The organism is Rheinheimera sp., assembly GCF_030824435.1.
Lineage (GTDB): Bacteria > Pseudomonadota > Gammaproteobacteria > Enterobacterales > Alteromonadaceae > Pararheinheimera.
The window spans coordinates 1-24,754 of record NZ_JAVBXS010000027.1 but is presented as its reverse complement, the minus strand read 5'-3'; the positions used below and the strand labels follow the sequence as shown (position 1 = coordinate 24,754).

Annotated in this window: 18 protein-coding genes; 8 read left to right on the top strand and 10 right to left on the bottom strand. The window is 49.6% G+C overall.

Annotated elements, in window-relative coordinates; genetic code table 11:
- Window positions 1-147: 147 nt before the first annotated feature.
- A complete protein-coding gene (locus RCH83_RS06785) occupies window positions 148-1,572 on the top strand; it encodes a DEAD/DEAH box helicase (protein ID WP_306520325.1) in 1,425 nt (474 codons plus the stop codon).
- A gap of 143 nt (window positions 1,573-1,715) precedes the next feature.
- On the top strand, window positions 1,716-2,456 hold the full coding sequence (locus RCH83_RS06780) for a pseudouridine synthase (protein ID WP_306520324.1): 741 nt from the start codon (window positions 1,716-1,718) through the stop codon (window positions 2,454-2,456).
- A 48-nt stretch (window positions 2,457-2,504) separates the two neighbouring features.
- Here the strand turns inward: RCH83_RS06780 and RCH83_RS06775 are convergent, their stop codons facing one another.
- Window positions 2,505-3,716 (bottom strand): MFS transporter, encoded by a 1,212-nt coding sequence (locus tag RCH83_RS06775; RefSeq protein WP_306520322.1) that lies wholly within the window; start codon window positions 3,714-3,716, stop codon window positions 2,505-2,507.
- Between the two features lie 222 nt (window positions 3,717-3,938).
- Between RCH83_RS06775 and RCH83_RS06770 the strand changes: the two genes are divergently transcribed.
- The 3 genes from RCH83_RS06770 (at window position 3,939) to RCH83_RS06760 (ending at window position 9,348) form a co-directional block, all read left to right on the top strand.
- The gene (locus RCH83_RS06770; RefSeq protein ID WP_306520321.1) at window positions 3,939-5,828 is read left to right on the top strand and encodes a DUF885 family protein; all 1,890 of its coding nucleotides are present in this window, start codon (window positions 3,939-3,941) and stop codon (window positions 5,826-5,828) included.
- Between the two features lie 56 nt (window positions 5,829-5,884).
- Entirely contained in the window at window positions 5,885-6,286 is a 402-nt protein-coding gene (locus tag RCH83_RS06765) for a hypothetical protein (protein WP_306520319.1), read from the top strand.
- 425 nt (window positions 6,287-6,711) lie between these two features.
- On the top strand, window positions 6,712-9,348 hold the full coding sequence (locus RCH83_RS06760; protein WP_306520317.1) for a M9 family metallopeptidase: 2,637 nt from the start codon (window positions 6,712-6,714) through the stop codon (window positions 9,346-9,348).
- 103 nt (window positions 9,349-9,451) lie between these two features.
- On the opposite strand, the gene RCH83_RS06755 is transcribed toward RCH83_RS06760, so the two are convergent.
- The 8 genes from RCH83_RS06755 to RCH83_RS06720 form a co-directional block, all read right to left on the bottom strand.
- Entirely contained in the window at window positions 9,452-10,759 is a 1,308-nt protein-coding gene (locus RCH83_RS06755) for a hemolysin family protein (protein ID WP_306520315.1), read from the bottom strand.
- A gap of 218 nt (window positions 10,760-10,977) precedes the next feature.
- Complete coding sequence (locus tag RCH83_RS06750; RefSeq protein ID WP_306520313.1) at window positions 10,978-11,754, bottom strand: dienelactone hydrolase family protein; 777 nt, start codon at window positions 11,752-11,754, stop codon at window positions 10,978-10,980.
- Between the two features lie 112 nt (window positions 11,755-11,866).
- Window positions 11,867-13,192, bottom strand: a complete 1,326-nt coding sequence (locus RCH83_RS06745; protein ID WP_306520311.1) for a PAS domain-containing sensor histidine kinase — start codon at window positions 13,190-13,192, stop codon at window positions 11,867-11,869.
- Window positions 13,173-14,507, bottom strand: a complete 1,335-nt coding sequence (locus RCH83_RS06740) for a sigma-54 dependent transcriptional regulator (protein WP_306520309.1) — start codon at window positions 14,505-14,507, stop codon at window positions 13,173-13,175. The genes RCH83_RS06745 and RCH83_RS06740 overlap by 20 nt, the downstream gene beginning before the upstream one ends.
- A gap of 3 nt (window positions 14,508-14,510) precedes the next feature.
- Window positions 14,511-15,704: an FtsX-like permease family protein gene (locus tag RCH83_RS06735; RefSeq protein ID WP_306520307.1), complete on the bottom strand. Its 1,194-nt coding sequence runs from the start codon at window positions 15,702-15,704 to the stop codon at window positions 14,511-14,513.
- Window positions 15,705-15,709: 5 nt separating this feature from the next.
- Window positions 15,710-17,008 carry an ABC transporter permease gene (locus tag RCH83_RS06730; protein WP_306520306.1) on the bottom strand — a complete coding sequence of 433 codons (1,299 nt, stop codon included), beginning with the start codon at window positions 17,006-17,008 and terminating at the stop codon, window positions 15,710-15,712.
- A gap of 11 nt (window positions 17,009-17,019) precedes the next feature.
- Complete coding sequence (locus tag RCH83_RS06725) at window positions 17,020-17,718, bottom strand: ABC transporter ATP-binding protein (RefSeq protein WP_306520304.1); 699 nt, start codon at window positions 17,716-17,718, stop codon at window positions 17,020-17,022.
- A 102-nt stretch (window positions 17,719-17,820) separates the two neighbouring features.
- Window positions 17,821-19,095, bottom strand: coding sequence for an efflux RND transporter periplasmic adaptor subunit (locus tag RCH83_RS06720; protein ID WP_306520302.1), 1,275 nt, complete (start codon window positions 19,093-19,095; stop codon window positions 17,821-17,823).
- A gap of 238 nt (window positions 19,096-19,333) precedes the next feature.
- Here RCH83_RS06720 and RCH83_RS06715 point away from each other — a divergent pair, with 238 nt between their 5' ends.
- From RCH83_RS06715 to RCH83_RS06705, 3 genes are all read left to right on the top strand, one after another.
- Window positions 19,334-19,753, top strand: a complete 420-nt coding sequence (locus tag RCH83_RS06715) for a YciI-like protein (protein WP_306520300.1) — start codon at window positions 19,334-19,336, stop codon at window positions 19,751-19,753.
- Between the two features lie 291 nt (window positions 19,754-20,044).
- Window positions 20,045-22,798, top strand: a complete 2,754-nt coding sequence (locus tag RCH83_RS06710; protein WP_306520298.1) for a pitrilysin family protein — start codon at window positions 20,045-20,047, stop codon at window positions 22,796-22,798.
- A gap of 165 nt (window positions 22,799-22,963) precedes the next feature.
- The gene (locus RCH83_RS06705; protein WP_306520296.1) at window positions 22,964-23,797 is read left to right on the top strand and encodes a transporter substrate-binding domain-containing protein; all 834 of its coding nucleotides are present in this window, start codon (window positions 22,964-22,966) and stop codon (window positions 23,795-23,797) included.
- Here the strand turns inward: RCH83_RS06705 and RCH83_RS06700 are convergent.
- Window positions 23,778-24,754 (bottom strand): bifunctional diguanylate cyclase/phosphodiesterase (locus RCH83_RS06700; protein WP_306520294.1); only part of this gene is annotated, 977 nt, incomplete at its 5' end. The genes RCH83_RS06705 and RCH83_RS06700 overlap by 20 nt on opposite strands.

The window sequence follows — 24,754 nt, the reverse complement described above, 5'->3', positions numbered from 1 at the left end:
AAAAGGTAAAAAACAGCCGGTGTAAATTCAGTGCTTTAGCGGGGGTTGAAGCATTGTGATAGCACTTCAGCCAGATACCGGTTAGAATGCGCGACTTTTTTGTACAGCCCCCCAATTTCGGCGTGCTGACAATATTTGGGGTTATGCATGTCATTTTCGTTATTAGGGTTACAACCTGCCATTTTACAAGCTGTTGAACAGGCAGGTTATACCCAGCCGACACCTATCCAGCAACAGGCGATTCCTGCGGTGCTGGCGGGTCGGGATTTACTCGCTGCCGCCCAAACCGGCACCGGTAAAACAGCTGGTTTTGTGTTACCCATTTTACAAAAACTCAGCCAGACCAAATCTAAACACCCGCGCCCTACCCGCGCCCTTATTCTGACCCCAACCCGCGAGCTTGCCGCGCAGATTGGTGAACAAGTCACTAAATACAGCAAATTGCTGGATCCAAAATTAAAACATCTGGTGGTATTTGGTGGTGTCAACATCAACCCACAAATGATGGCGTTGCGTGGTGGTGTGGATATTCTGACCGCAACCCCAGGCCGTTTATTGGATTTAATTGGCCAGAACGCCGTTAAAATTAACGAAGTTGAAATTCTGGTATTGGATGAAGCCGACCGGATGCTGGATATGGGTTTTATCCGCGACATTCAGAAAATTCTGAATCTGCTGCCAAAAATCCGCCAGAACCTGCTGTTTTCAGCCACTTTTGACAATGAAATCAAACAACTGACTAATAAGCTGCTGAAAGATCCGTTGATGATCAACGTGGCGCCAGAAAACAGCACTGCTGAAAAAATTGAACAAAAGGTGTATCACGTCAGCAAAGGTCAAAAAACCGGGGCTTTGATCACTTTAATTGAACAAAACAACTGGCAACAAGTGCTGGTATTTATGGCCACCAAACACGAAGCCAACCGCCTGACCGAAAAACTGGAAGCCGCTGGTATCAGCGCTGCAGCTATTCATGGTAATAAAAGCCAGAACGCCCGCACCGCCGCTTTAGCCGGTTTTAAAAATAATTCAGTGCGGGTATTGGTGGCATCTGACGTTGCTGCCCGTGGTATTGATATTGCTGAGCTGCCTTTTGTGGTGAACTTTGCCTTGCCACGTTCAGCCGCTGATTATGTACACCGTATTGGTCGTACCGGTCGTGCCGGTAAAGCTGGTTTAGCCGTATCCCTGGTGTGTCCGGATGAAATGCCACAGTTAAAACAAGTGGAAAAGCTGATTGGGATGAAAATTCCGGTGGCTGAACTCAGTGGTATTGTCAGCAATGCGCCGAACGACCACGACTTAACAGTGCGCCCACCCCGTCCACCACGGCCACAACAGAAAAAGCCATCTTCAGCCAATGGTCAGCCAGCAGCCCGCTCAGGCCAGCCACGCCGGCCACAGGCAGCCAATGGCCAATCTGGTAACGGCAATAGCACCAACAACGCCGGTGGCAACAGAGCAAGCCATGGCAAACCAGCGCCACGTCGCAGCGAAAATAGCCAACAAACAACTGGCCAGCGTAGCAACACAACACCACGTGCCGCTAAACCGGCAGGTTCACAAGTTTAAGCGATGATGAAATACCTAAGCCTGAGATCTCAGGCTTAGGTGTTATCCTCTGCACAACAGCTGTATACGCAAACACACGCCAAGCACCATGCAAGCAAACTCTGCCAGCACAAACTACGGCAAAAGATCAGCGAGACAGCGCCATGGAAAGCTTTGATAAAGCTGCACCTCTGGTTGGCCTGCGGTTAAATCAGGCGCTGGCACAAAGTGGACTTTGTTCACGCAAAGCTGCAGCAAGGCTGATTTCTGCGCAAAGAGTCACAGTCAATGGGAAGCTCGAGCCGCACCATTATCTGGTGAAAACCGGCGATATTATTTTGCTTGATGGTAAGCCACTGCCCGAACCTGCACCTTTACAATATTGGCTTTATCACAAGCCCGTTGGCATCGACTGTAATCTCAACAGCAAAAAAGACAGTTTAAAACAGCTGCTTGATAGCCTGCCGCAACGCTTATTTCCGCTGGGTCGCCTTGATAAAGACAGTTGTGGTTTATTGCTGCTGAGTAACGACGGCGCTTTGGCGCAGCAACTGATGCACCCCAGTTTTGCCCATGAAAAAACCTATCAGGTGACAGTCGATAAACCATTGCAGGATTTGATGCTACAGCGCTTAGCTCAAGGGTTAAGCTATCAGGTGGGGCCACATCTTTATCAGACTTTGCCTTGTCAGGTGCTATTGCTGGACAGCCATCGTTTCCAAATCACCCTGACGCAGGGCCTGAACCGGCAAATTCGTTATATGTGCCGTGAAGTTGGGCTAAAAGTGCTGCATTTACAACGCACTCAAATTAATCAGCTTGAGCTTGGTTATTTGCCCGAAGGAGAAATGCGGCAACTGACGGCGGCGGAAATGGGTTTGTTACGAGGCGAAACTCAGTCTTAACACAATCAACCCAGCTGATTTCAGTGTCACGCCTTCTGTTCTGCAAACTCAGGCTGATTTTACCGCCACAAAAGGCCTGAGCTGCACACTCAGCCATAACGTCAGCAATAACATCAAAATTGAACCAAGCACCACACCAGGCCAGTTGGCATAACTCCAGAATGGATGCAGGTATAAACCGCCTGTACTGGCCCCCAGATAATAAAACACCAGATAGAGTGCGCTGGCGCTGGCTTTGGCGTGGGTGGCGTGCTGATTGACCCAACCGGTGGCCAGGCTGTGGGTTAAGAAAAAGCCAAAGGCGTTGATAAAAAAGCCCAGCACTATACCGGTTAAAAACGGCAATAAGGTCACTAAAGTACCAAAAATCATAATGATAATACCCAGCGCCATGCCATCAGGCGGCGCCAGCTTTTTACTGACTTTGCCCGACATGGCAGAGCCAACAGTGCCGGTAAGATAAGTTAAAAACAATAAACCTATCCAGCCGGAGGACAGGTGGTAAGGCGCAAGCGACAGCGCAAAACTAATATAAGTGTATTGATTTAAATAAATAAAAAAGTTAAGGCCACCAATCAGATAGGTCAACAGCAGCACTTTTTGCCGCAGATGATAGCCATTGTCTTTAAGCGCCTGACGCCAGGAAAAAGGCTTGGCAACAAAATGTTGAGATGGCGGCAAATACCGCCAGAACAGCAGCACTAACAGCAAACTCAGCAGCGCCATAGGCCAGAATGCCCATTGCCAATGCCCGAGTTCCGCCGAAAAACCTGCCAGCACCCGGCCGGAAATGCCGCCTAAAGAGCTGGCGCTAATGTAATAACCCACTGCTGCCAATAATGCCGGTTTACTTAACTCCTCACCCATATAAGCAATAGCTATGGCAGGCAAACCACCCAGACAAAAACCCTGCACCGCACGCCAGAATAATAAGCTGTGATAAGACTCAACCTGGGTAATGGCCACTGTGGCACCCAGCATGCCCAATAAAGTCCAGAGCAGTACAGAACGACGGCCTATAGCGTCGGACAGCGCGCCATAAAATAATAAACTCACCCCAAGTGCCAGCGTGCCAATGGCATAACTCCAGCTGGTTTGTAGCGGGCTTAAGGCAAAACTGCGGCTAAGCTCCGGCAACAAAGGTTGCAAGGCGTGTAAATTGGCAAACACCACCACAGCGGCAAAACTTAAAATCCAGGTGATACGGCGGTAACCGGTGCTGGATTTTTCATAAGGTGCTGATAACGCCTGATTTGACATAACTGAGGTGACAGAGCTTAGAAGCTAAAACAACAATGGCGTTATTGTAACTTCTTGACCTTGCTTAGGCGAGCTGAGCCGCTGATAAAGCTTGGGCGGCCTAACCCTGCACAAACAGCTGTGCCGCTTTGCCAGATTGTATACAAAAACCAGCTGCATTCAGAAAACCATTGTGTATGATGGTACGGTTTTTCTTTCCCCCTGAATTCTGAGGATGTTCTGATGCGTTTATCTCTGTTAAGTCTGGCGATAACCAGCAGTTTACTGCTGACCCAATGTACTGAAGCGCCAGTGACCAGCACTGCCCCCGCCACGCCTGCAGCCACAGTGCAGGCGCCACTGTATTCGGCAGAAGCTGCCGCGGCTTTGTATCAGGAAGCCACTCAGGCGCTTTTTCAGGCCAGGGCACTCAGTGCCTCGGCTTATAACCTCAGTGTCGAACAAGTAGGTCAGCCGTATCAGACAGAAATGGAAATCTATAACAGCAGCAGTGAAGCTGAACTTCGCAGCAAAATGGCCGCTATTGCCGCCAAACTGCAGGCCATGCCACAACCTGCCGATGCTGTTGCAGCGGATAACCTGGCCGTGATGGCCAATATTCTGAATTTTTACGCCGGCGATAGCCGTTTCCCGCAGGGTTATATTGATGTCTGGATGGGGCATTCGCCTTTTATTATCAACCAAATCAACGGCCCAACCATCGATATGGCCGGTGCTTTAGTCAATTCCCATCCGGTGAACAACATCACCGATGCTGAAGCTTATTTAAGCCGGCTGGAAAAATTCGGTCCTGCCCTGAAAGCCGTCAGTGATAAGTTTCACACCGACGTCAAAAACGGTTTTATTCCACCCCGCGTCTTGTTGGATAAAGCCCAGAAAATTTTGCAAAGCTACAGCGACAACAGCACTAACCATGCCCTTTATAAAGATTTTGCCAGCAAAATAGACAAAGTAGCAGCTGTGACCCCGGAGCAAAAACAGCAGTTGCTGGATAAAGCAGCCAAACTGATTAGCACTGTAGTCGCGCCGGCTTACCAGCAGTTAGTGGCCGATGTAGTAGCCACTTTGCCACATGGCCGCAGTGAAGCCGGTATTTGGGCGCAGCCCCATGGCAGCGATTTTTATGCGTATTCAGTGAAACAGCTAGGTGACACTGATTTAACGCCGGATCAAATTCATCAGATTGGTCTGGATGAAGTGGCGCGTATCAGCAAAGAAATGGATAGTATCCTCAAAACCAATGGTTATCACGACGGCACTGTTGGCGATCGCATGACGGCGCTGAACGAAGAAAGCCGTTTTTTATATGAAGACTCAGACGCAGGCCGTGCCCAGTTGTTGTCGGATTTAAACGGTTATATTGCCGAAATGGATAAACGTATCAGCGAGCAGTTTGCCACCCGCCCGCCTTACAATGTGGAAGTGCGCCGTATTCCGGTGGAAGTGCAGGACAGCGCCGCCGGTGGCCAGTACACCAGCCCTTCGATTGATGGCAGCAAACCAGGTATCTATTGGATTAACCTGGCAGATATGAAAGCCAATGCTAAATTTGATTTAAAATCATTAACCTATCATGAAGCCAACCCTGGGCATCATTGGCAGATCGCATTAAATCTGGCACAGGATCAATTGCCATTGTTGCGCCGCCTGGCTTCTTATAACGCTTATTCTGAAGGCTGGGGTTTGTATGCGGAGCAGGTTGCTTACGAAATGGGTATGTATAAGGACGACCCTTTTGGCAATCTGGGCCGATTAAAAGCAGAGTTATTCCGTGCTGTACGGCTGGTGGTCGATACAGGTCTGCACGCCAAAAAGTGGAGCCGTGAACAGGCAGTGCAATATATGGCACAAACCACAGGCACGGCGTCTTCTGATGTGATTTCAGAAATTGAACGTTATATGGCCTGGCCGGGTCAGGCTTTGGGTTACAAACTGGGCATGCTGAAAATTGTTGAGCTGCGTCAGTTTGCCAAAACTGAACTTGGTGATACCTTTGATATTCGCGCTTTTCACGATTTAGTGTTGTTAAGCGGTGCAGTGCCTATGGCAGTGCTGGAACAAAAGGTAAAAACCTGGGTTGCTACACAAAAAGCCAGTGTGGCCGCAAACTAAACCCACCTCAGGGGCAGCTGTATAAGCAGCCCCATGCTTTCAGAAGGATTTGTTGAATGAGCGATCGCAACCAGGCCGAATGGCTGTTACTGCAACAAAGTTATGATCAAATGGAAAAACAGGCGTTGTGGCTTAAAGTAGTGGCTATCGCACTTTGGCTCTGGCTGGTGCAAAGTCAAAGTGGCCTGCTGTTGCAGCTGGGGCTGGTGTTGTTGTTCTGGTTGCATGAAGGGCTGTGGAAAACCCAACAAAGCCGTACCGAAAGCCGGTTATATGCATTGGAACAAGCCACCCAACAAGCGCAGGATATCGGTTGTTTGTGGCATCACAGCTGGCAGCAACAAAGAGGTGGTGTTGTTGACCTGTTGTGGTCTTACCTGAAAAGCAGCCTGAAACCGACAGTGGCAGTGACTTATGTTATTTTGCTGGCGGCAACTCTGGTACGACATTTTAACTGACAGCATCTTAAATCCGGGCAGCCATGGCTGCCCTTTTTTTATTTTTGTTGTGTTTATTGCCATGTTAAACTTTGCGCCTGCCCTCTGCCCACAGAAATCCGAAATCAGAAATCACCAGCAAAACAGCCATCTGATTTTATTATTTGTTGCTACAGCCAGGCTCAAATCTACAACTGACATCAGCTCGCAGTCCCCGCTCAACTAATCCATTGTGTTGTTTTTTGCTGATGTAACAGCAGTGCACAATGGTAACTATCAAACAGTCAAAGTTCCCAATTTGGTTAGTTCAAAAACAAAGCAGCTTATACGTTTTTATTCTGAAATATACTGACTGATTATATTGTATACAATATCCTTCATTACTAATATGTGAAAGCCATATGGCAAAAACATAACAAATGATAATAATCCAGCAGGAACTTTGTATGATCTCAACTAAAAATGCGCGGCTTAGCGGCCAGAAAAAACCGGCCCTACTGGCCATAGCTGTCAGTCTGGCTTTGTTGACACCTGCACTGCAGGCAGCAACGCAAAACTCAGCGCCAGCCAAACCTCAGTCTCAGCAGGCCTCTCAACAAAGTCAGTGGGTGCCCAAACACGCGCAGGATAGTACTGTGATCAATGCCCCCATCGAAGCATTGCCTGAACATCTGTCGCAAAAAGTCACAGATGAAGACAGTTATTTTCGTGCACACAGCAAAGCACAACAATTTGCTGCCAATGAAGCACAAGCGGCCGATGTTTGTGCCACTGCACTTTCAGGTTATGGCAGCAAAACAGGTCAGGCTTTGGTTGATCATATTCTGAACAACCCAAACCACTGTATTAATGGTTTATTTAACGGTGAACCCAATTCAATTGCCGCTTTTAGCGCCAGCAATATGGCTTTTGTTGCCAATGCCACCGCCAGTCTCGCCAGCAGTTACAATGCCAGCGGCACTGAAGCCAGCATCGGCAAACTATATTATTTCCTGCGTGCCGGTTATTACGTGCAGTATTACAACAACAACCAAATTCCGGCTTACCCGCAAAGTGTTAAAACTGCCATCCGCGCTGCGCTGGACAACCTGTTTAATAACCCGGTGTTTTATCAAAATTCAGCGGTAAACGGCATGAATATTCATGATGCACTGACGTTGGTCGACAGCGCAGGCGAAAACGTGCGTTATCTGTATATTGTGAAAGAATGGTTACAACGCTGGAACAGCAGTTATGCCAGTGAGTGGTATATGCACGGCGCTGTGAATCAGATTTTTACCATTTTATTCCGTGGTCATCAGGACAGCAGTTTTCAAAATACCGTCGTCAATGACACAGTGCTGATTTCCCGCCTTGGCAATTTTGCCCGCCAAAGCTGGATGATTGGCACCGAAGCCGCCTACCTGCAGGAAAATGCTGCCGCTGAACTGGCGCGTTTTTTACAATATGCAAACGCCGCTATTGCCGCTGATGTGAAGTCTCATGTTAGCGCCATTCTAAGCCAATACAGCATGAATGGCACTGGCTCAGCAGTCTGGCTGCGGGTTGCTTCTGCAGTGGATTATTACGGTAAGTGTGCAGAATATAATATTTGTGGTTTTCAGACCCAGCTGGAACAACAGGTATTAAGCAAACAACATGCCTGTAGCAGCTCGTTAAAATTCCGCGCCCAGGATATGACCAGCGCTGAATTTACTGAATCCTGTACTGCATTAAATGCCCAGGAAAGTTATTTCCACACTTTCCTGCGTACACAAAACCGGCCTGTGCCTGATGATTTGAACAGCAATCTGGAAATGGCGGTGTTTGATTCAAGCAACGATTATCGCCAGTACGCCGGGTTATTTTTTGGCATTGACACCAATAACGGTGGTATGTACCTGGAAGGCAATCCGGCACAAACAGGTAATCAGGCCAGGTTTATTGCGTATGAAGCCGAATGGATGCGACCTGAATTTCATGTCTGGAACCTGACCCACGAAATGGTGCATTACCTGGATGGTCGTTTTAACCTCAAAGGTGATTTTGCCGCCTCCAAAGTAGACACCCACAAAACAGTGTGGTGGACCGAAGGTCTGGCCGAATATGTGTCAAAGAAAAACCGCAATGACGCCGCCATTACCCTGGCGCGCAGCAAACAATTTCCACTGAGTGAAATTCTGGCCAACAACTACAGCAGTGGTCAGGACAGGGTGTATCGTTGGGGTTATCTGGCGGTGCGTTTTATGTTTGAAACTCAGGGTGCCACTGTCACCAATTTATTGGCGCATTTCCGCAATGGTGACTATGACGCTTATCTGGCGGCGGTGAACGCTCTTGGCACCAGCCTGGACGCGCAGTGGCTGCAATGGCTGGGCACAGTACAAAGTGACGACACAACTCCACAAGTCACAGTAGGCCACACCGGTGGCGACAATGCGGCGATGCAAAGCGGCGTGGCAAAAACCGGCTTGTCCGGCGCCAAAGACAGCTGGTTACATCATTATATTGATGTGCCGGCCAATCAAGCCAAATTGGAAGTGGTGCAAAGCGGCGGCAGCGGTGATGCAGATCTTTATCTGAAACATGACGCAGAGCCGACCTTACAAAGTTACAACTGCCGGCCTTATATTGGCGGTAATGCTGAAACTTGCAGCATAACCAATCCGGCAGCAGGTCGCTGGTATGTGTCAAACTTTGCTTACGCCAGTTTTAATAATGTCAGTGTGACCGCCACTCTGACGCCAAGACCACCTCAGCCTGACGCTTGTGCCAGCCAGGGACCTGTTGATTACATCGCAGTGCAGGCCGGCCAGATGTATTGTGTGGTGGCTGGTCATGACAACTACAGCTATTTCTATTTTTACAACAACACCGCCAATGCCAGATTAAAGCTGAACCTGTATGGCCCTGTTGAAGGCAATGCTGATTTGTATTTCAGCAGCACTAACTGGCCGACCAGCGACAATTACCAACAAAGCTCTGTTAATAGTGACAGCACTGAACAAATTGTCACTAACCCATTGCCGGTAGGCTGGAGTTATCTTGCGGTGAAAGGCAACCCAAGCCGTGGCCAGACGACTTTAGTGGTGACAGTGCAATAAACGGATGTAACGGCACCATCCGGTGCCAATACAGCTGCAGTAAAAAGGCCGGAGCAGATCCGGCCTTTGTTTTTTCTGTTGCAACAACTGAAGTTGCCAAAGGTTATGATTTTAAAGTGTCGGTATTGTTTTTGACCCTGGTCACCAGCAGCTGGTCAATTTTATAACTGTCGATATCTACCACCTCAAACTTATAGCCCTGATGCAATACAAAGTCGGTGCGTTTTGGAATTTTACGCAGCATATACATCATAAAACCGGCGATGGTTTCGTAGTTTTCCTGATCCGGAAAATGGTCAATCGACAATACCCGCATGACATCATCCAGTGGTGTTAAACCTTCCACCAGCCAGGAATCATCATCACGCTTCACAATTTGATCTTCTTCAGAATTAACCAATTCCCCCATCACAATGCTCATCACATCGTTCAGGGTAATCATGCCAACCACCAGCGCGTATTCGTTTAAAATCACCGCAAAATCGACACCACTGGATTTAAAATGCGCCAGCACTTCGTATAAAGACAAAGTATCGGGAATAATCAGCGGTGTGCGTAACACCCCTTCGCGGGTTAGTGAAATAGATTGTTCATGCAGCACCTGCATCAGAATATCGCGGGTGTCGACATAACCCACTACCCGGTCGAGCGCTGCGTCACAGACAATAAATTTGGCATGCGGATGTTCAGCAATTTTGGCTTTAATGCTGTCGGTGGATTCTTTTAACACAAAATAAATCAGACTTTCGCGCGGAGTCATGGCCGACGTCACGGTGCGCTGATCCATATCAAAAACGTTTTCCAGCAAAGTGTGTTCCTGCTGGCGCAGCACACCGGCTTCGGCACCTTCGTCCATCATCGAAATAATATCTTCTGGCGTGATTTGATCTTTGCGGGCTATAGGCACATTAAACAGCCGGAAAAACATATTGGCTAAACCGTTAAACAGCAGCACCAAAGGTTTTAAAATCACCAGCAACCATAAAATAGGCCGCACTACGGCAACAGCAACTTGTTCTGGCGCCAGCATGGCCAGGCGTTTTGGCATTAAATCGGCAAACAGAATAAAAAGCGCTGTGACAAAAAATACTGACAAACCAAAACCCAAAGACTGCAGCGCCGGGCCCTGATACACCAGCTGTAACAACTCAACAAAAGTAGGAGTAAAAGCGGCTTCACCCAAAATACCACCGAGAATAGCCACAGCATTCAGGCCAATCTGAATAATGGTAAAAAAGTTACCCGGATGTTCCTGTAAATCCAGCACCAGTTTGGCGCGCGGTTCACCTTCCGACAACAACTGCCGTAACCGCAATTTACGCGACGCAGCCAGCGCAATTTCCGACATCGAAAAAAAGGCACTGACGCTAATTAACAATAAAATAATAAACAGGTGTTCAGACAAAGACATTGTTTCACTCACCAGGCTGGAGCCAGTTTGCACAAACGCATTCTGAGCCCTTATTTTGAAATAAATATGACAACGCCCAACAGTATAGGCTGTTAGGCGTTTTATTTCAGCCAGTTATGGAAAGAAGCACAATGAAACAACAGGTTCAGTCATTTTGCTGCAAGCGTTTTTTTGGCTGTTGTGCTCTGGGAAATGGCACTCAGAAGCCAGCTGTTGCCTTAACTGCGTAAAAACAAATCCCTGGCTTGCTGATAAACCCAAAGTGCCAGCGCCGGATCGTATCTTTCGCCTTCATCGCGCATAAAAGCATGCTCTGCATTCACTTCAAACCAGCTGAAATTCACCTGTTTGGCTGTTAGCTGCTGATAAATTTTCGCCCGGCCTTCAGCGGGAATATGCGGGTCTTGTTTGCCCCAGATCAGCATCAGCTCAGCTTTAATTTCACCGGCGCGATCTAAGGTTTGGTCGCCCACCAAAGCGGGTAAAGTGTCGGAATGTAAGTCGGTGGCGTATAAACAACAAGCCGCGCTGATGGCCGGATTCAGTGCAGCGCGAAACGCCAGATGGCCGCCAATACAAACACCATAACTCATGGTTTTGCCATTAAAACTGCTGAGCGTTTTTAAATAATCCAGCATCGCTACCACGTCACTGTCATGCGCCGGCAAAGGTTTTTGCCATTTATCCTGATTGCCTTTGTTTTTACCCGCATCATCATAAGGCAGCACTGTGCCTTGTGGATTCAGCTCATGGAAAATCTCCGGCACCAGCACCAGAAAACCCAACCCTGACAGCAAAGTAGCGGCACGGGCGATAGGGCCTGTGATCTGAAAAATTTCCGAATAAAACAAAATCGCCGGATATTGTTTTGTCTCGCCTGCTTCGTCATTCTGCTGGTTTTGCTGTGATAACAAGGGCTGTGCTGGTTGGAATAACCGGCACAACATAGGCCCTGTTGCTGTAGGTAAAATCAGTTGCTGTTGCTGAACTTGCATAAATACACCGGATGGCTATATGGCTGGAAATTACCTTATCTTAGCAAAAAGCCCGGTAAAGCAGCCAGTCGGATTTGTTTGCTGTTGTGGTTAAGCTGTTGCCGCCGAAAAGCTATGACTGAGCAGACGACATCAGCTCTGGCGCAGCCTTGTGCCGCGGTAGCTGAATTTGCACCAATAAACCTGCATCAATATTTTTCAGCAACAGCTGGCCACCATGGGCTTCAACAATGTCGCGGCATAAGGTCAAGCCAATGCCCGAGCCCTGCTGCTTGGTGGTAAAAAACGGCAATAACGCATGTTCCAGTAAAGCCGGGCTGATGCCACCGCCGTTATCCTTAAGCGAAATCTGCAGAAATTGGGGCTGTTCGCTCAATTGCAGTTCAATTTTGGTGGCATCTGCGCCCGCTTCGTGGGCATTTTTTAGCAGATTTAACAGCAGCTGCATCAGCTGGGATTGATCCAGCCACCAGCGCCCGGCGGGCAGCTCACCCACCAGCTCAAACTCATAATGATCATGTAACTGATTAATCAGCCTTGGCCAGTTCACTTCAGCCAGACTTGGCGGCGGCAATTTGGCAAATTGAATATAAGCCTGTAAAAACTGGTTCAGATGATGGCAACGTTCGCTGATAGTTTGCAAAATCTGTTTCAGCTCAGGCTCTGCCGCCAGTTGCTGTGCCGAATAAGCCAGGGATGACAAAGGCGCCAGACTGTTATTCAGCTCATGGCCAATAACCCGTAATAATTTTTTCCAGGCGCTGAGCTCTTCGCGCTGAATTTCCTGGGTCATAGGTTTAAAAATATACAGCTGATGGCGGCGCTGATTCAGCAAAAACTGACTGGCCGACAAATGCCAGATGGCCGCGGGTTCACCCAGATGGATTAAACCCGGTTGCTGGCTGGCCAAAAAAGCCGGCAAAGCATTGGCCAGTTGCGGCAAATGTTGCAGCACTTCGCTTAACAACAAACCTTCAAAACGCCGGCCCTGACTTAATAATTGCCGCGCCGCCGGGTTACTGAGCAGCACTCTGCCCTGCTCGTCGGTCAATAAAATGGCGCTTGGACTGCTTTGTAACACGGTATCGAGCAACAGCTCACGCTGATATAAACCGGCGCGCTGACGACGAAGCTCGGCGGCCATGTTATCTAAAGTGACGGCCAGCGGCATCAGCTCGGATAACACCGCTTTATTAGCACTGCACTGATAAGCCTGATCCTGCAAATTACCGGCATAAAGATTCAGCGCCGAAAGCTCCAGCGCCAGGCTTTTCAGACTGCGTAGCAGCAACAGCGCAAACAGCAGCAATAACACAGAAGTGAGCGCCAATAACAGCGGCGTTGGTGCCAACCAACTGATCAGTGCCAATAAAGCGGCGGCAAAAAGCACAAAACTGCCGCCGATTTTTTGCGACAAACTAAGGCGTGGCAATGCCATAAAACTCCATACGCCGGTACAAGGCCTGACGGCTGATGCCAAGCTGTTTGGCGGCTCTGGCAATGACACCACCGGCATCTTTCAGTGCCTGCTCTATTTGCTGCTGCTCAAAATCATCCAGCGCCCTTTTGCCCGGCAGCTCTTCCTGCGGCAAAGCTAAATCGGCCGGCTGAATTTGCGCTGTTGGCGAGAGCAACAAAGCCCGCTGACAGATATTTTGCAGCTCACGCACATTGCCAGGCCAGCTGTAACCCAGTAGCGCCTGCTCCGCCTCTTGACTCAGCGTTTTTTCACCCCGTAAAAACAGCCGCGCCAATGGCAGAATATCGTCGCGCCTGTTTTTCAGTTCCTGCAGATGCAGCTCTACCACATTCAGCCGGTAATACAAATCCTGCCGAAAAGTGCCGCTGCTAATGGCTTTGGTTAAATCAGTGTTGGTGGCACTTAACAGCCGCACATCCACTTTGCGTGTTTGGCTGGAGCCTAAACGTTCAAACTCGCCGGTTTGTAACACCCGCAGCAGTTTCATCTGACCTGATAACGACAGATTGCCAATTTCATCAAGGAAAATGGTACCGCCGTCGGCCGCTTCAAAGCGGCCAATGCGGGTTTTGCCAAGGCCGCTGTAAGCACCGGCTTCAGCACCAAAAAGCTCTGCTTCCATTAAGTCGCTTGGTAAAGCGCCCATATTCACTTTCACCAGCGCTTTGTGTTTGCGTGGTGAATTGGCATGCAGCACCTGGGCTATGCCCTCTTTGCCGGTGCCGTTTTCGCCGGTAATAAGCACAGCTGCATTGGACGGTGCCAACTGCAGCGCCATCTGTAATAGCTGTTCCATAGCGCTGCTGGCAAATACCAAACCACAGAGATCCTTGCCGGCAAAAGCACTTAAGCGAGCCTGCTGCTTTTGCGCCAGCCGCTGCTGAGACTGCTGCAACTGACTCAGCTGCAGCGCTTTGGCCACAGTGGTGAGTAACCGCTCGTCATCCCAGGGTTTGGCGATATAGTCACAGGCACCGGCTTTCACCAGCTCCACCACCATGTCGATGGAGGTCCAGGCCGTCATCAGAATAATGGCAGTGTCAGGCAGCAGCGCACGCAGCTGATAAAACAGCGCCTTGCCCTGGCTACCTGTCATTTCGCCTTTGGCAAAATTCATATCCTGCAAAATTAAATCCACCTGCGCAGTGGCCAGATAAGCCAGCGCCTGCTGCTCAGACGCCACACTGTGCGCCTGATAACCCTGCAACATAAACAGGGTTTTTAAGGCGGTACAGACAGCGTCGTTGTCATCAATAATCAGAATATTTGCCATATTTTATAAAGTCTTAGTGGCTGTAGCCGGCGATACCGAAGTCGCAATACGGGCAGGATACCATGTGGCCGCGCTAACACAAATCAACAGTACCAGTGTTGCCAGCAGCGGTAACCACCAACTGATGGCCGGAATACTGATCACAGCCGACAAGCCCTGATTCAGCGCCAGTGCGGCCAGGGCGCCCAGCATGGCTCCAGCCAGGGTGTTCAGCCAGTTCTCGCAGAACAACTCCATAAAAATCATATTTTTACTGGCACCCAGTGCTCTTTTGATGCCAATTTCCTGCTGCCGTTTGAGTGCATGAAAGTGGGCATTGCTGTAACTGGACACCATAGTCACCAGCAGCATCAGCACACTCAGTAGCCCCAGCAGCACCGCCAGGCCGAACTCGTTACGGTACAACCTGTTGTGCTCTTCGTTAAAACTGCGCAGATATAAAATTTCGATATTGCTGTCGACCTGCTGCAGCACTGTTGCCAGCTGCGCCTGAACGACATCTGCCTGACCAGGCTCAGTGCGCACCAGCAGGTTATAACCCCAGTCAACCGAAAATAACGGCGCCACCTGGATGCGGTTATAGTTGCTGTTCACAGCATTACGCTGGCCATAAAAGTCGTCAACCACAGCAGCCACAGTGCCACCATTGGTTTGCCGGCCCACAGCAGAGCCATTTGGAAACAACTTTTGCGCCAGGCTTTGGGTCAGCACCAGAGGGCTGATATCTTCACCATCTTTGAGCAGCGGCGCCTGTGGTAATTCACCTTCCAGTGCTTTAATTTGCAGCACGTCAAAAAAGTCTTTTGACACCTGATACACAGGCACACTGTTGATATTGGTGCGCTCTTCATTGTCAGGGTCATACAAATTGCCGTTCGTTCCCCCACGCTGCAATGGCGGCTGATTGCTGTAGGCAACAGCGACCACACCGGGCAGTGCCCGCACCGCCGCCATCTGCCGCTCCAGTAAATCAGCAAGCGCCGGATATTGCCGAAGCGTCGGCGTGGTCGGTTTGAGCTCCACCGTCAGGCTATTGATTAAATCCAGACCGGTCTCTTCATGCAGTTTTTGCCAGGTTTGGCCGGCCAGACTAATGCTGTTCAGCAGCAGCGCCAGTGTCATTGCCAGTTGCAGCAACAACAGACCTGTCACCACTTTGCGTCTTAATAAAGATTGCAGTAATAAATGAAGTGACATGATGATTATTCCTTTAATTGCTGGTTAAGCGCACCAAATGAAGCGCGAAGTGCGGGATATAAAGTCACCAGATAACTGGAGGCCAGGGTTATCGCCAATAAAAACAACATCAGCGTCAGATCCCAGCGGGCAAAAAGTGCATTGATCGGCCACAGATAATTCATAAGCTTGGTGCCGCCAAAACCAATCAGCAACGCACCACTGATGGTAAAAAGCGTCATCAACAGTACATCGGCCAGCATTTGTTGTTGCAACTGCCAGCGGCTGGCGCCCAGGGCGCGGCGCAAACTAAATTCGTATTGGTTGCTTAAATAACGGTTTAACGACAAATGGCTGGCGTTAAACAGACACACCACTAAAAACAATAAAGTCACCAGTGCAAAAGCTTTGATATCACCGGACTCCCCACCAAAATAAGCCACTATGTCGCGCATCGCCGGCAGCTGATTATTCACCGGGCTTGGGTGACGGCCGGCTTTTTTCTCATCTTCAGCCAGATTGGTCATAAACTGCACATAGGCCTGTTGCTGCGCTGGCGTATCCAGCTGCACCCAATATTGCAGCTGATGCATCGCTTTGCTGCGCCCGTCGGTCGCCAGTTGCCGATAATCAGCATCATCAAAAGTCTGCGACTGGGTGTTGGATAAATAATTCAGGTCATAACCTGTTTCAAGCGGAATATACACATCTTCCACTTCATCGACATGGTTACCGTTATTAGCATCATAAAGCCTCGGCAACATTTGCCAGTCATCCAGCACTGCCACTACGGCAAAACTGCGATCATCCAGCAGCAGTTGTTTGCCCACCACATCAGTGCTGCCAAAAATTTTCAGTGCTATGGCTTTCCTCAGCACTATGTCCTGCCGGCTTTTATTGTCCGGCCAAATAGCACCATGCAGCAGCGGCACGTCCAGCATGCGGAAAAAATCCGGTTCGGTCAGGCGAATATTCACAGGTGTGGGCAACTGAGTGCTATCAAGGCGTAAATAACCGTCTGAGCTGTACATGGCAGCCTCTGCGCTTGGAATATCAGAGCTTTTCAGTTTTTGCACATTGGCGTAACTGAGCACAGAAGGTGGTTTACAGTCCGCACATTCATAAGGCACCAGCAGCATCATCGGAAAAAACAATTTGTCGCTTTTATGCGGCAAAGGATCCGAGTTCATCTGGTAATAAAAAGTGGCATTGGCAAAAAACACGCCAAGCCCCAGGCTTAAAATAAACACTGTCAGGGCATAAGGCAGCGGCGCTCTTTTAATGCTGACCCAGCTCACTTTGACATAATATAAAATCTGTTCCATGTGCGCTCTCCTTAAGCCAGCTTCACCGCAAGCGGGTCGTACATGGCGGCGTCACTCAGCTGGCCGTCTACTATCTGTACCTGACGGCTGGCGCGGCGTGCCTGATCCGGGTCGTGGGTCACCATTAAAATGGTGCAGCCCTGGCGGTTAATTTGCTCCAAGAGCTCCATCACCTGCCTGGCCATTAAAGAATCCAGGTTGCCTGTGGGTTCATCCGCCAGCAAAATACGTGGCTGACCGGCAATGGCCCGGGCTATGGCCACACGCTGCTGCTGACCACCGGACAACTGGCTTGGGTGATAATCTTTGCGCGCCGCCAGGCCGACCAACTCCAGCGCCTCTAAAGCACGGCGTTTGCGCTCACTGGCACTGATGCCACGGTAGCGCAGCGGTAATTCAATGTTGTCGAGCAGGCTGTAATCTTTAATCAGGTTAAAACCCTGAAAAATAAAACCAATTTTTTCATTACGCAGCGCCGACAACTGCCGGTCTGACAAACCTCTGACCGACTGACCGTCCAGCAAATAATCCCCTTCGTCAAAATGTTCCAGCGTGCCCAGCACATTCAGCAAAGTGGATTTACCCGAGCCGGACGGCCCTGTTAAAGCGACAAACTCACCTTCATTCACCTGCAATTCAATCTGGCGCAGGGCATGGGTTTCAATCAGCTCGGTACGAAACACTTTGCTTAAATTTTTCAGTTGAATCATTTATTTATTCCTTTTTTAAACGGTCAAACCGTTGCTGTTTACCTTTGCAGCTGTACCTTTTCAGTTGTAGCCTGGCTGCTCTTTGTTGTGCCGCTGCCACTGCTAATTCAGCCGCACCCGCGCCGCATCTTTAAATTCGCTGGTATTGGAAATCACCAGCTGATCCCCTTCTTTGGCACCGGATAAAATTTCTACCCACTGCACCGACAAAGCCCCCAATTGCACCGGCGTTTTAACTGCCACATTGTCCTGCAGCAGATAAGCCTGACGGCCACCACCAGACGCAATAAAATCACCACGCGCCACTTTCAGCACATTGTGGCGTTCTTCAAACACAATACGGGCCGACAACCGCTGGTTCTGCCTTAAGCTGGCAGCGTCCTGGCTGTTAAAACGCACCCTGGCCCGTACATTGCCTTCCACTACTTCAGGTGCCACATGGCTCAGCTCACCTTGCAGCTGCTGACCATTCACACTGACATCCACCAGTTGGCCAGCTGTCAGCTCACCGGCATAGTTTTCCGCCACACTGAGCTCGGCTTCATAACGGCTTAAATCAATCACTGTGAGTAACCCCTGACCTTCCAGCACATGATTTTGCTGCTCCACCAGCCAGCTGCCAACCTGGCCTGTCACAGGAGCTTTAATTTGCAAAGCTTCGAGCTTGCGGCTGAGCTCAGCCACCACCAGCTGCTGACGTTCCAGCGCCTGGGCACCGGACTTTTGTTCAAAGCTCAGTTTGTCTGCCGCCAGCGCCACTTTGCGTTTGGCATGGCTGAACTCCAGCTCAGCCTGGCTGAGTTTGTCGTTGGCCATATCTAAATCAATCTGGCGCAACACGCCCAATTCCAGCGACTGTTTGGCGCGTGCCAACTCACGTTTGGCGGCCAGTAAGTTCACCTGAGCGCTGTTCTGAATTTGTTCCATATCCAGTTGCTGCTCGCGTGCCTGCAGCGCAGATCGCTCCACTTCAGACTGCATACTGGACAGCAGCGCCTGCTGTTGTTTTAAGTCGTTTTCCAGGCTTGGGCTTTCAACCACCGCCAGCAGGTCGCCGATGGTGACAGGCTCACCCGGTTGTTTTAATAACCTGATCTGGCCGGCTTGCTGACTGAATAAAGTGGGAGCATTGGCAGCAACCACTTTGCCCTGCACCGCCAAATCCCGCACAAAATCACCGCGGCTAACGGTGCCAAGCTGCACACCGGCTCTTGGCATCACTAAACTGGCCTGCGCCTGATTAAACATCAGCTGATAACTGCCCCATAACATCAAACTGATGGCGGCAAAAGCCAATACAGCTTTGCCCGCGCCGGCAAAACCACCACCTTGTGTTGTGCTGCGTCTGATGTCCTGATTTTCGGTGCCCTGGATCATGATTTATCCTTGTTGTCAGTCACTTCGTCTGCCGCTATATAGCAGAAGCCGTGCCAGCTAAAAATTTTCTATAAATACATGTATTCATTGAACTTTAATAAATTTTCTTGTCTGGATCTGGTGTCCGCGGACACTAAAACTGTCCGCGCCAGCACGGCGGACACTGCAGAGCCTGCCCCCTTAAAAAACAAAAACCGTGGCACAGCAGTGTGGCGGGGCTCAACAACAGCACCCCACAATGGCGACAAGCCGCGGCAGACACAAAAACGACCAACAGGCGGCAGAACAGGCACAACAGGCTGGCAAGCTGAACAAAATCGCTCTAAGCTCGGCCTCAGCCAACAGCCCCGGAGAACTCAGCATGCATTATTTATTAAGTTATCAACTGGCCGATGATTATCTGGCACGACGTGGCGAATTTCGTAGTAGCCATCTGGCTTTGGCCTGGCGGGCGGTAGAACAAGGCGAACTGGTGTTGGGTGGTGCCGTCGGCGACCCGGTGGAAAGTGCGTTATTGCTGTTTAACGTTGACGATATGGCCAAAGTGGAAGCTTTTGCCAAAGCCGATCCTTATGTCACTGCCGGGCTGGTGCAAAGTTACCGTATTTTGCCCTGGCATACGGTGGCGGGCGAAAGCGCAGCTACACCGGTGCGTTAATAGCGGCCAGGACAACACCTTGCGGTAACACAGGTTTTTTAGGTTATATTTTTGCGGCCTGAGGCGGCAATCAAAGATGGAATTTATATGCAGAAGTTATTATGTACCGGGCCAACACGCCCGCAACCAACACAAACCTTTACACTGGCCTTTACACGATCTTTAACACTGCCCCGTTTGCTGCCTGTGAGCGCTGTTGCCTTATGCGCTCTGCTGCTCAGTGGCTGCAACAGCAGTCAAAACGCCGGCACTGCTTTAAGCGGCAACACTCTGCCTGCTGGCGTTACGCTTTTGGAAGATCAAAGCCAACCATTGGCAACACCGGCCATTCCTTATAAAAAATATAAACTAGCCAATGGTTTAACAGTGCTGGTGCATGAAGATCATTCAGATCCGCTGGTACATGTTGATGTCACATATCACGTAGGTTCAGCGCGGGAAGAGGCGGGTAAATCAGGTTTTGCCCACTTTTTTGAACATATGATGTTCCAGGGTTCTGAACATGTAGCCGACGAAGAACATTTTAAAATCATCACCGCAGCAGGTGGTGAAATGAACGGCACCACAGATAACGACCGCACCAATTATTACCAGACAGTGCCGGTGAATCAGCTGGAAAAAGTGTTGTGGCTTGAAGCAGACCGGATGGGGTTTTTACTGAACGCCGTCACGGAAAAAAAGTTTGAAGTACAACGTGAAACGGTGAAAAACGAACGGGGCCAGCGTATTGATAATCAGCCTTATGGCCGTTTATCAGAAAAAGTGGCCGAAGCTTTTTACCCGGCGGGTCATCCTTACTCCTGGCCTGTGATTGGTTATATGGACGATTTAAACCGCGCCAATGTCAATGATGTTAAAGCATTTTTTCTACGTTGGTATGGCCCGAACAATGCCACCCTGACCATAGGCGGCGCGGTAAAAGCTGAGCAGATTTTACCTCTGGTGCAACAATACTTCGGCAGCATTCCTAAAGGGCCTGAGGTTGCAGCAGCACCAAAACAACTGTTTAGTCTGAATCAGGATAACTATGTTTCTTTTGAAGACAATGTGCATCTGCCGCTGCTGTATCTGGCATTTCCCACTGTCTACGCCCGCCATCAGGACGAAGCAGCACTGGATATTCTGGCGCAGATTTTAGGGGGTTCCAACAGCTCGTTGTTGTACAAAAATCTGCTGAAAAATCAACTGGCAGTGCAGGCACAAGCCAGCCACAGCTGTATGGAGCTGGCCTGTGAATTTACCTTATTGGCTTTGCCTCATCCGGCGTCCGGCAAGACGCTTGCGGATATTGAAAAGATCATCCGCCAGAGCCTGCTTGATTTTGAACAGCGCGGAGTTACAGATGACGACTTAGCCAAAGTCAAAGCGCAGATTGAAGCCCAAAGTGTGTTTGGCCTGCAATCAGTGCAAGGCAAAGTTAGTCAACTGGCGCATAACGAAACCTTTTTTGCCACACCGGATCTGGTCGCTTCAGACATCAAAAGATATCAGGACGTCACGAAAGCCGATGTGCTGCGGGTATATCAGCAATACCTGAAAAACAAAAATGCGGTGGTGATGAGTGTGGTGCCCAAAGGCCAGCGGCAAGCCGTGGCTAAAGCCGACAATTTTGTGTTTAAAAGGCCTGATTTTACGGAAAAATCCAGCACCAGCGCGGCAGACCTCACCGAGCGTAAAGCCACAGATAACTTTGATCGTAGCCAGATGCCCAAAGCCAGCGCCAACCCGGCTGTGACTTTGCCACAAACCTGGCAGACAGAGCTTGCCAGCGGCATCAAAGTGCTGGGTGCACAAACCACTGAGACCCCAACCACAGCGCTGCTGCTGAAAATTCCGCTTGGGCTCTATTATGAGACGCCGGACCAACTGGGTATTTCGGCTTTATTGGCCGCTATGCTGAATGAAGGCACCAAAAACTACAGCACTGAGGCTATGAGCCTGGCGCTGGAAAAACTCGGCAGTAGCATTAGTTTTAGTGCCGGTGATCAATACCTGACGGTTTTTGTGTCGAGCCTCAGTAAAAACCTGAGCCCAACATTAGCTTTATTGGAAGAAAAACTGCTGCAACCCGCCTTTGCTGCCGATGACTTTACCCGTTTACAACAACAAAGCCTGCAAGGTCTGCAACATGCCGAAAAAAATGCCGCTTATCTGGCGCGTAAACACCTGCGCCGGCTGTTATTTGCCGACCATATCCGCGCTTATCCTGCCGAAGGCACGGTAGCCAGCCTCAGCGCCCTGACTCCGGCCAAACTGCAGGCTTATTATCAGCAGCAGGTTAAACCCAAAGGCAGTATGTTGATTGTGGCCTCTGACTTAGCCCAGCCTGAACTTGAGCAACAGCTGTCGCAGCTGTTTAAAGGCTGGCAAGGACAAGCTCCGGCATTAAACACCCGGATCCCACCCGCCAAAGCCAAAACCGGGGTGATTTATCTGGTGGATAAACCTGATGCACCTCAGGCCGAAATCCGCCTTGCCAAACGCAGTTTGCCGATGGATATCAGTGGTGAGTTTTTCCGCGCCAACCTGATGAATTTTGTGCTGGGCGGCAATTTTAACAGCCGTATTAACCTGAATCTGCGGGAAGACAAAGGGTATACCTATGGTGCTTTTACCGGTTTTAGCGGCGACAAATATGCCGGCAGTTTTATTGCTTCAGCCGCGGTGCGCTCAGACGTTGCAGCTGCGGCCATTAGCGGGTTTCTTACTGAAATAAACCAATACCGCAATCAGGGTATTACTGCAGCAGAGCTGGAGTTTATGCGTCAGGCCATTAACCAGTCTGATGCACTGCAATATGAAACGCCTCAGGCCAAACTGGGATTTATGAGCCAGATTTTGGAATATCAGCTGAAACCGGATTTTGTGCAAAACCGCAATCAGATTGTAAAAAGCATCAGCCAAAGTGACATCAACGCGTTGGCGGCCAAACATCTGGATCCGGCTTCCATGTTGATCCTGGTGGTCGGTGATGCCAAAACCTTAAAACCACAGCTACAGACTTTGGGCTGGCCTGTAATTGATTACCCCATGTCTGGCAACTGAACGCTATAAAAGAACAGGGCCTGCACTCAGGCCCTTGTTACTGCGCAGCGGTAACGGCGCTGAGCCTGCACCAACACTTCGTATGCAAAAGCCCTCAGCTTGCAACGCAAAGCGCAAAAAGCTGTGCTAAGTTGCGAACATAGGTTCAAAAAATCGGTGGCTCTGGTGCTTTTAAATGCCCTGCTGAAACTGCGACAACAAAAGCCAGCTGTAGCACTGCTGTTATGCCTGCTGCTGCTTTTGTTGCAAACAGAAGCGGCGCAACAACAGCAGGCCACTGCAACAACACAAAAAATACCGGCACAAGAGCAGCCATCAGACATCAATTCCCCAATAATTAACGGCAAAAACAAAACTACCCGGCAACACCAGCAGCCATTAAAACCCATCATAGTGGCAAGCAGCGTTAACCAATCCGCTTTAACCAGAATGATTGAAAGCCGCCTTGCCAAAGCTTATCTGGCGCTTGGTTTTCAGCTTAAAGTGCAATACCTGCCAGCCGGGCGCTCTTTATTAATGAGCAACAAAGGCGAATTTGACGGTGAGTTATTCCGCATCCAAAGTGTGGCCAGCCACTACCCTAACCTGCGGCTGGTGCCTGTGCCGCTGACATCGGTTGAACTTTATGCTTTTGTCAGACCCGCCTTTGTCACGGACAGCCAACAATGGCAACAGAATGCAAAGTTACGTATCGGTTATGTGCGGGGTTTTAAAATGGCGGAACAATATCTGTTTAAAGGCAGCAGAGTGCCGGTGACCACCACCCGGCAGGCTATCCGGATGCTGAATCAGGGCAAGGTTGATCTGGTACTGGATGATGTGGAATCTGTGTTGCAAGTGCAGCAGGATTTAACAGGCACCGAGATCCGTCGTTTACCTCAGGTGCTGAGCAGTGACAAACTCTTTCATTTTGTCCATAAAAAACATCAGGCCCTGCTTGAGCCTTTAACTGCTGAATTACAAAAAACAGCCACAACAGTTAGTGCACATCCTCACTAAGTCCGGGCTGTCTGGCTGGTAATAACGCAATAAACTTCTGCTCTGGCACTGGTGGCGACCAGAAATAACCTTGCGCCTGATCACAACCCACATCTTTAAGCAGTTGCATGGTTTGGGCATCCTCCACCCCTTCAGCCACTGTGGTTAAACCAAGACTTTTTGACAACTGAATAATTGCGCGCACCAAAGGCTCATCGCGGCTGGATAAACATAAAGAACTGATAAAAGACTTATCAATTTTTAACGTGGTGGCATTAAAACGGCGTAAATAACCCAGGTTGGAATAACCGGTGCCAAAATCGTCAATGGCAAAAGTCAGTCCTAAACTGCTCAGCGCATCCAGCTGTTGCTGAATATGCACCGCATCACCAATTAACAAAGATTCAGTCAGTTCCAGCTCCAGTGCCGAAGGGCTGAGTTCTGCTTCTTTCAGCGCGTCCCGCACCAGCCCTTCCAAAGAGTTATCGCGAAACTGCACAAAAGACAAATTCACCGCCACACTGATGTCGTGATATCCCATCTGCTGCCAGCGCTGACAGGCCAAACAAGCTTCGCGGATCACCCAGGCGCCAAGCTCCAGAATTAAACCACTTTCTTCACAAAGCGGAATAAACTGCAGCGGGCTTATCAGCGAACCATCAGCTTGAGGCCAACGCACCAGCGCCTCGGCTCCTACTATCTGACCACTTTGTAAATCAACCTTGGGCTGATAATACAACTGAAACTGCTGCTCTTTCAGTGCCTGCCGTATGCCCTGCAACAGGTTAAATTTGTCGATATTGGCTTTGTCGATTTCTTCATCATAAAAACGCCAGGTATTGCGGCCATCGTCTTTGGCTTTATACATCGCAAGATCGGCTTTTTTGCACAACATATTAAATTCAACACCGTCGCGCGGCACCACAGCAATACCAACAGAGCCGGAGATTTCAATATGGGTTTGCATCACATAAAAAG

Excerpts from the sequence above, each read along its gene's own strand:
- RCH83_RS06725 (WP_306520304.1), bottom strand. The coding sequence starts at position 17,718 with ATGATTCAACTGAAAAATTTAAGCAAAGTGTTTCGTACCGAGCTGATT.
- RCH83_RS06740 (WP_306520309.1), bottom strand. The coding sequence starts at position 14,507 with ATGGCAAATATTCTGATTATTGATGACAACGACGCTGTCTGTACCGCC.
- RCH83_RS06750 (WP_306520313.1), bottom strand. The coding sequence starts at position 11,754 with ATGCAAGTTCAGCAACAGCAACTGATTTTACCTACAGCAACAGGGCCT.
- RCH83_RS06715 (WP_306520300.1), top strand. The coding sequence starts at position 19,334 with ATGGCGACAAGCCGCGGCAGACACAAAAACGACCAACAGGCGGCAGAA.
- RCH83_RS06785 (WP_306520325.1), top strand. The coding sequence starts at position 148 with ATGTCATTTTCGTTATTAGGGTTACAACCTGCCATTTTACAAGCTGTT.
- RCH83_RS06780 (WP_306520324.1), top strand. The coding sequence starts at position 1,716 with ATGGAAAGCTTTGATAAAGCTGCACCTCTGGTTGGCCTGCGGTTAAAT.
- RCH83_RS06720 (WP_306520302.1), bottom strand. The coding sequence starts at position 19,095 with ATGATCCAGGGCACCGAAAATCAGGACATCAGACGCAGCACAACACAA.
- RCH83_RS06775 (WP_306520322.1), bottom strand. The coding sequence starts at position 3,716 with ATGTCAAATCAGGCGTTATCAGCACCTTATGAAAAATCCAGCACCGGT.
- RCH83_RS06730 (WP_306520306.1), bottom strand. The coding sequence starts at position 17,008 with ATGGAACAGATTTTATATTATGTCAAAGTGAGCTGGGTCAGCATTAAA.
- RCH83_RS06765 (WP_306520319.1), top strand. The coding sequence starts at position 5,885 with ATGAGCGATCGCAACCAGGCCGAATGGCTGTTACTGCAACAAAGTTAT.
- RCH83_RS06755 (WP_306520315.1), bottom strand. The coding sequence starts at position 10,759 with ATGTCTTTGTCTGAACACCTGTTTATTATTTTATTGTTAATTAGCGTC.
- RCH83_RS06745 (WP_306520311.1), bottom strand. The coding sequence starts at position 13,192 with ATGGCATTGCCACGCCTTAGTTTGTCGCAAAAAATCGGCGGCAGTTTT.
- RCH83_RS06735 (WP_306520307.1), bottom strand. The coding sequence starts at position 15,704 with ATGTCACTTCATTTATTACTGCAATCTTTATTAAGACGCAAAGTGGTG.
- RCH83_RS06760 (WP_306520317.1), top strand. The coding sequence starts at position 6,712 with ATGATCTCAACTAAAAATGCGCGGCTTAGCGGCCAGAAAAAACCGGCC.
- RCH83_RS06770 (WP_306520321.1), top strand. The coding sequence starts at position 3,939 with ATGCGTTTATCTCTGTTAAGTCTGGCGATAACCAGCAGTTTACTGCTG.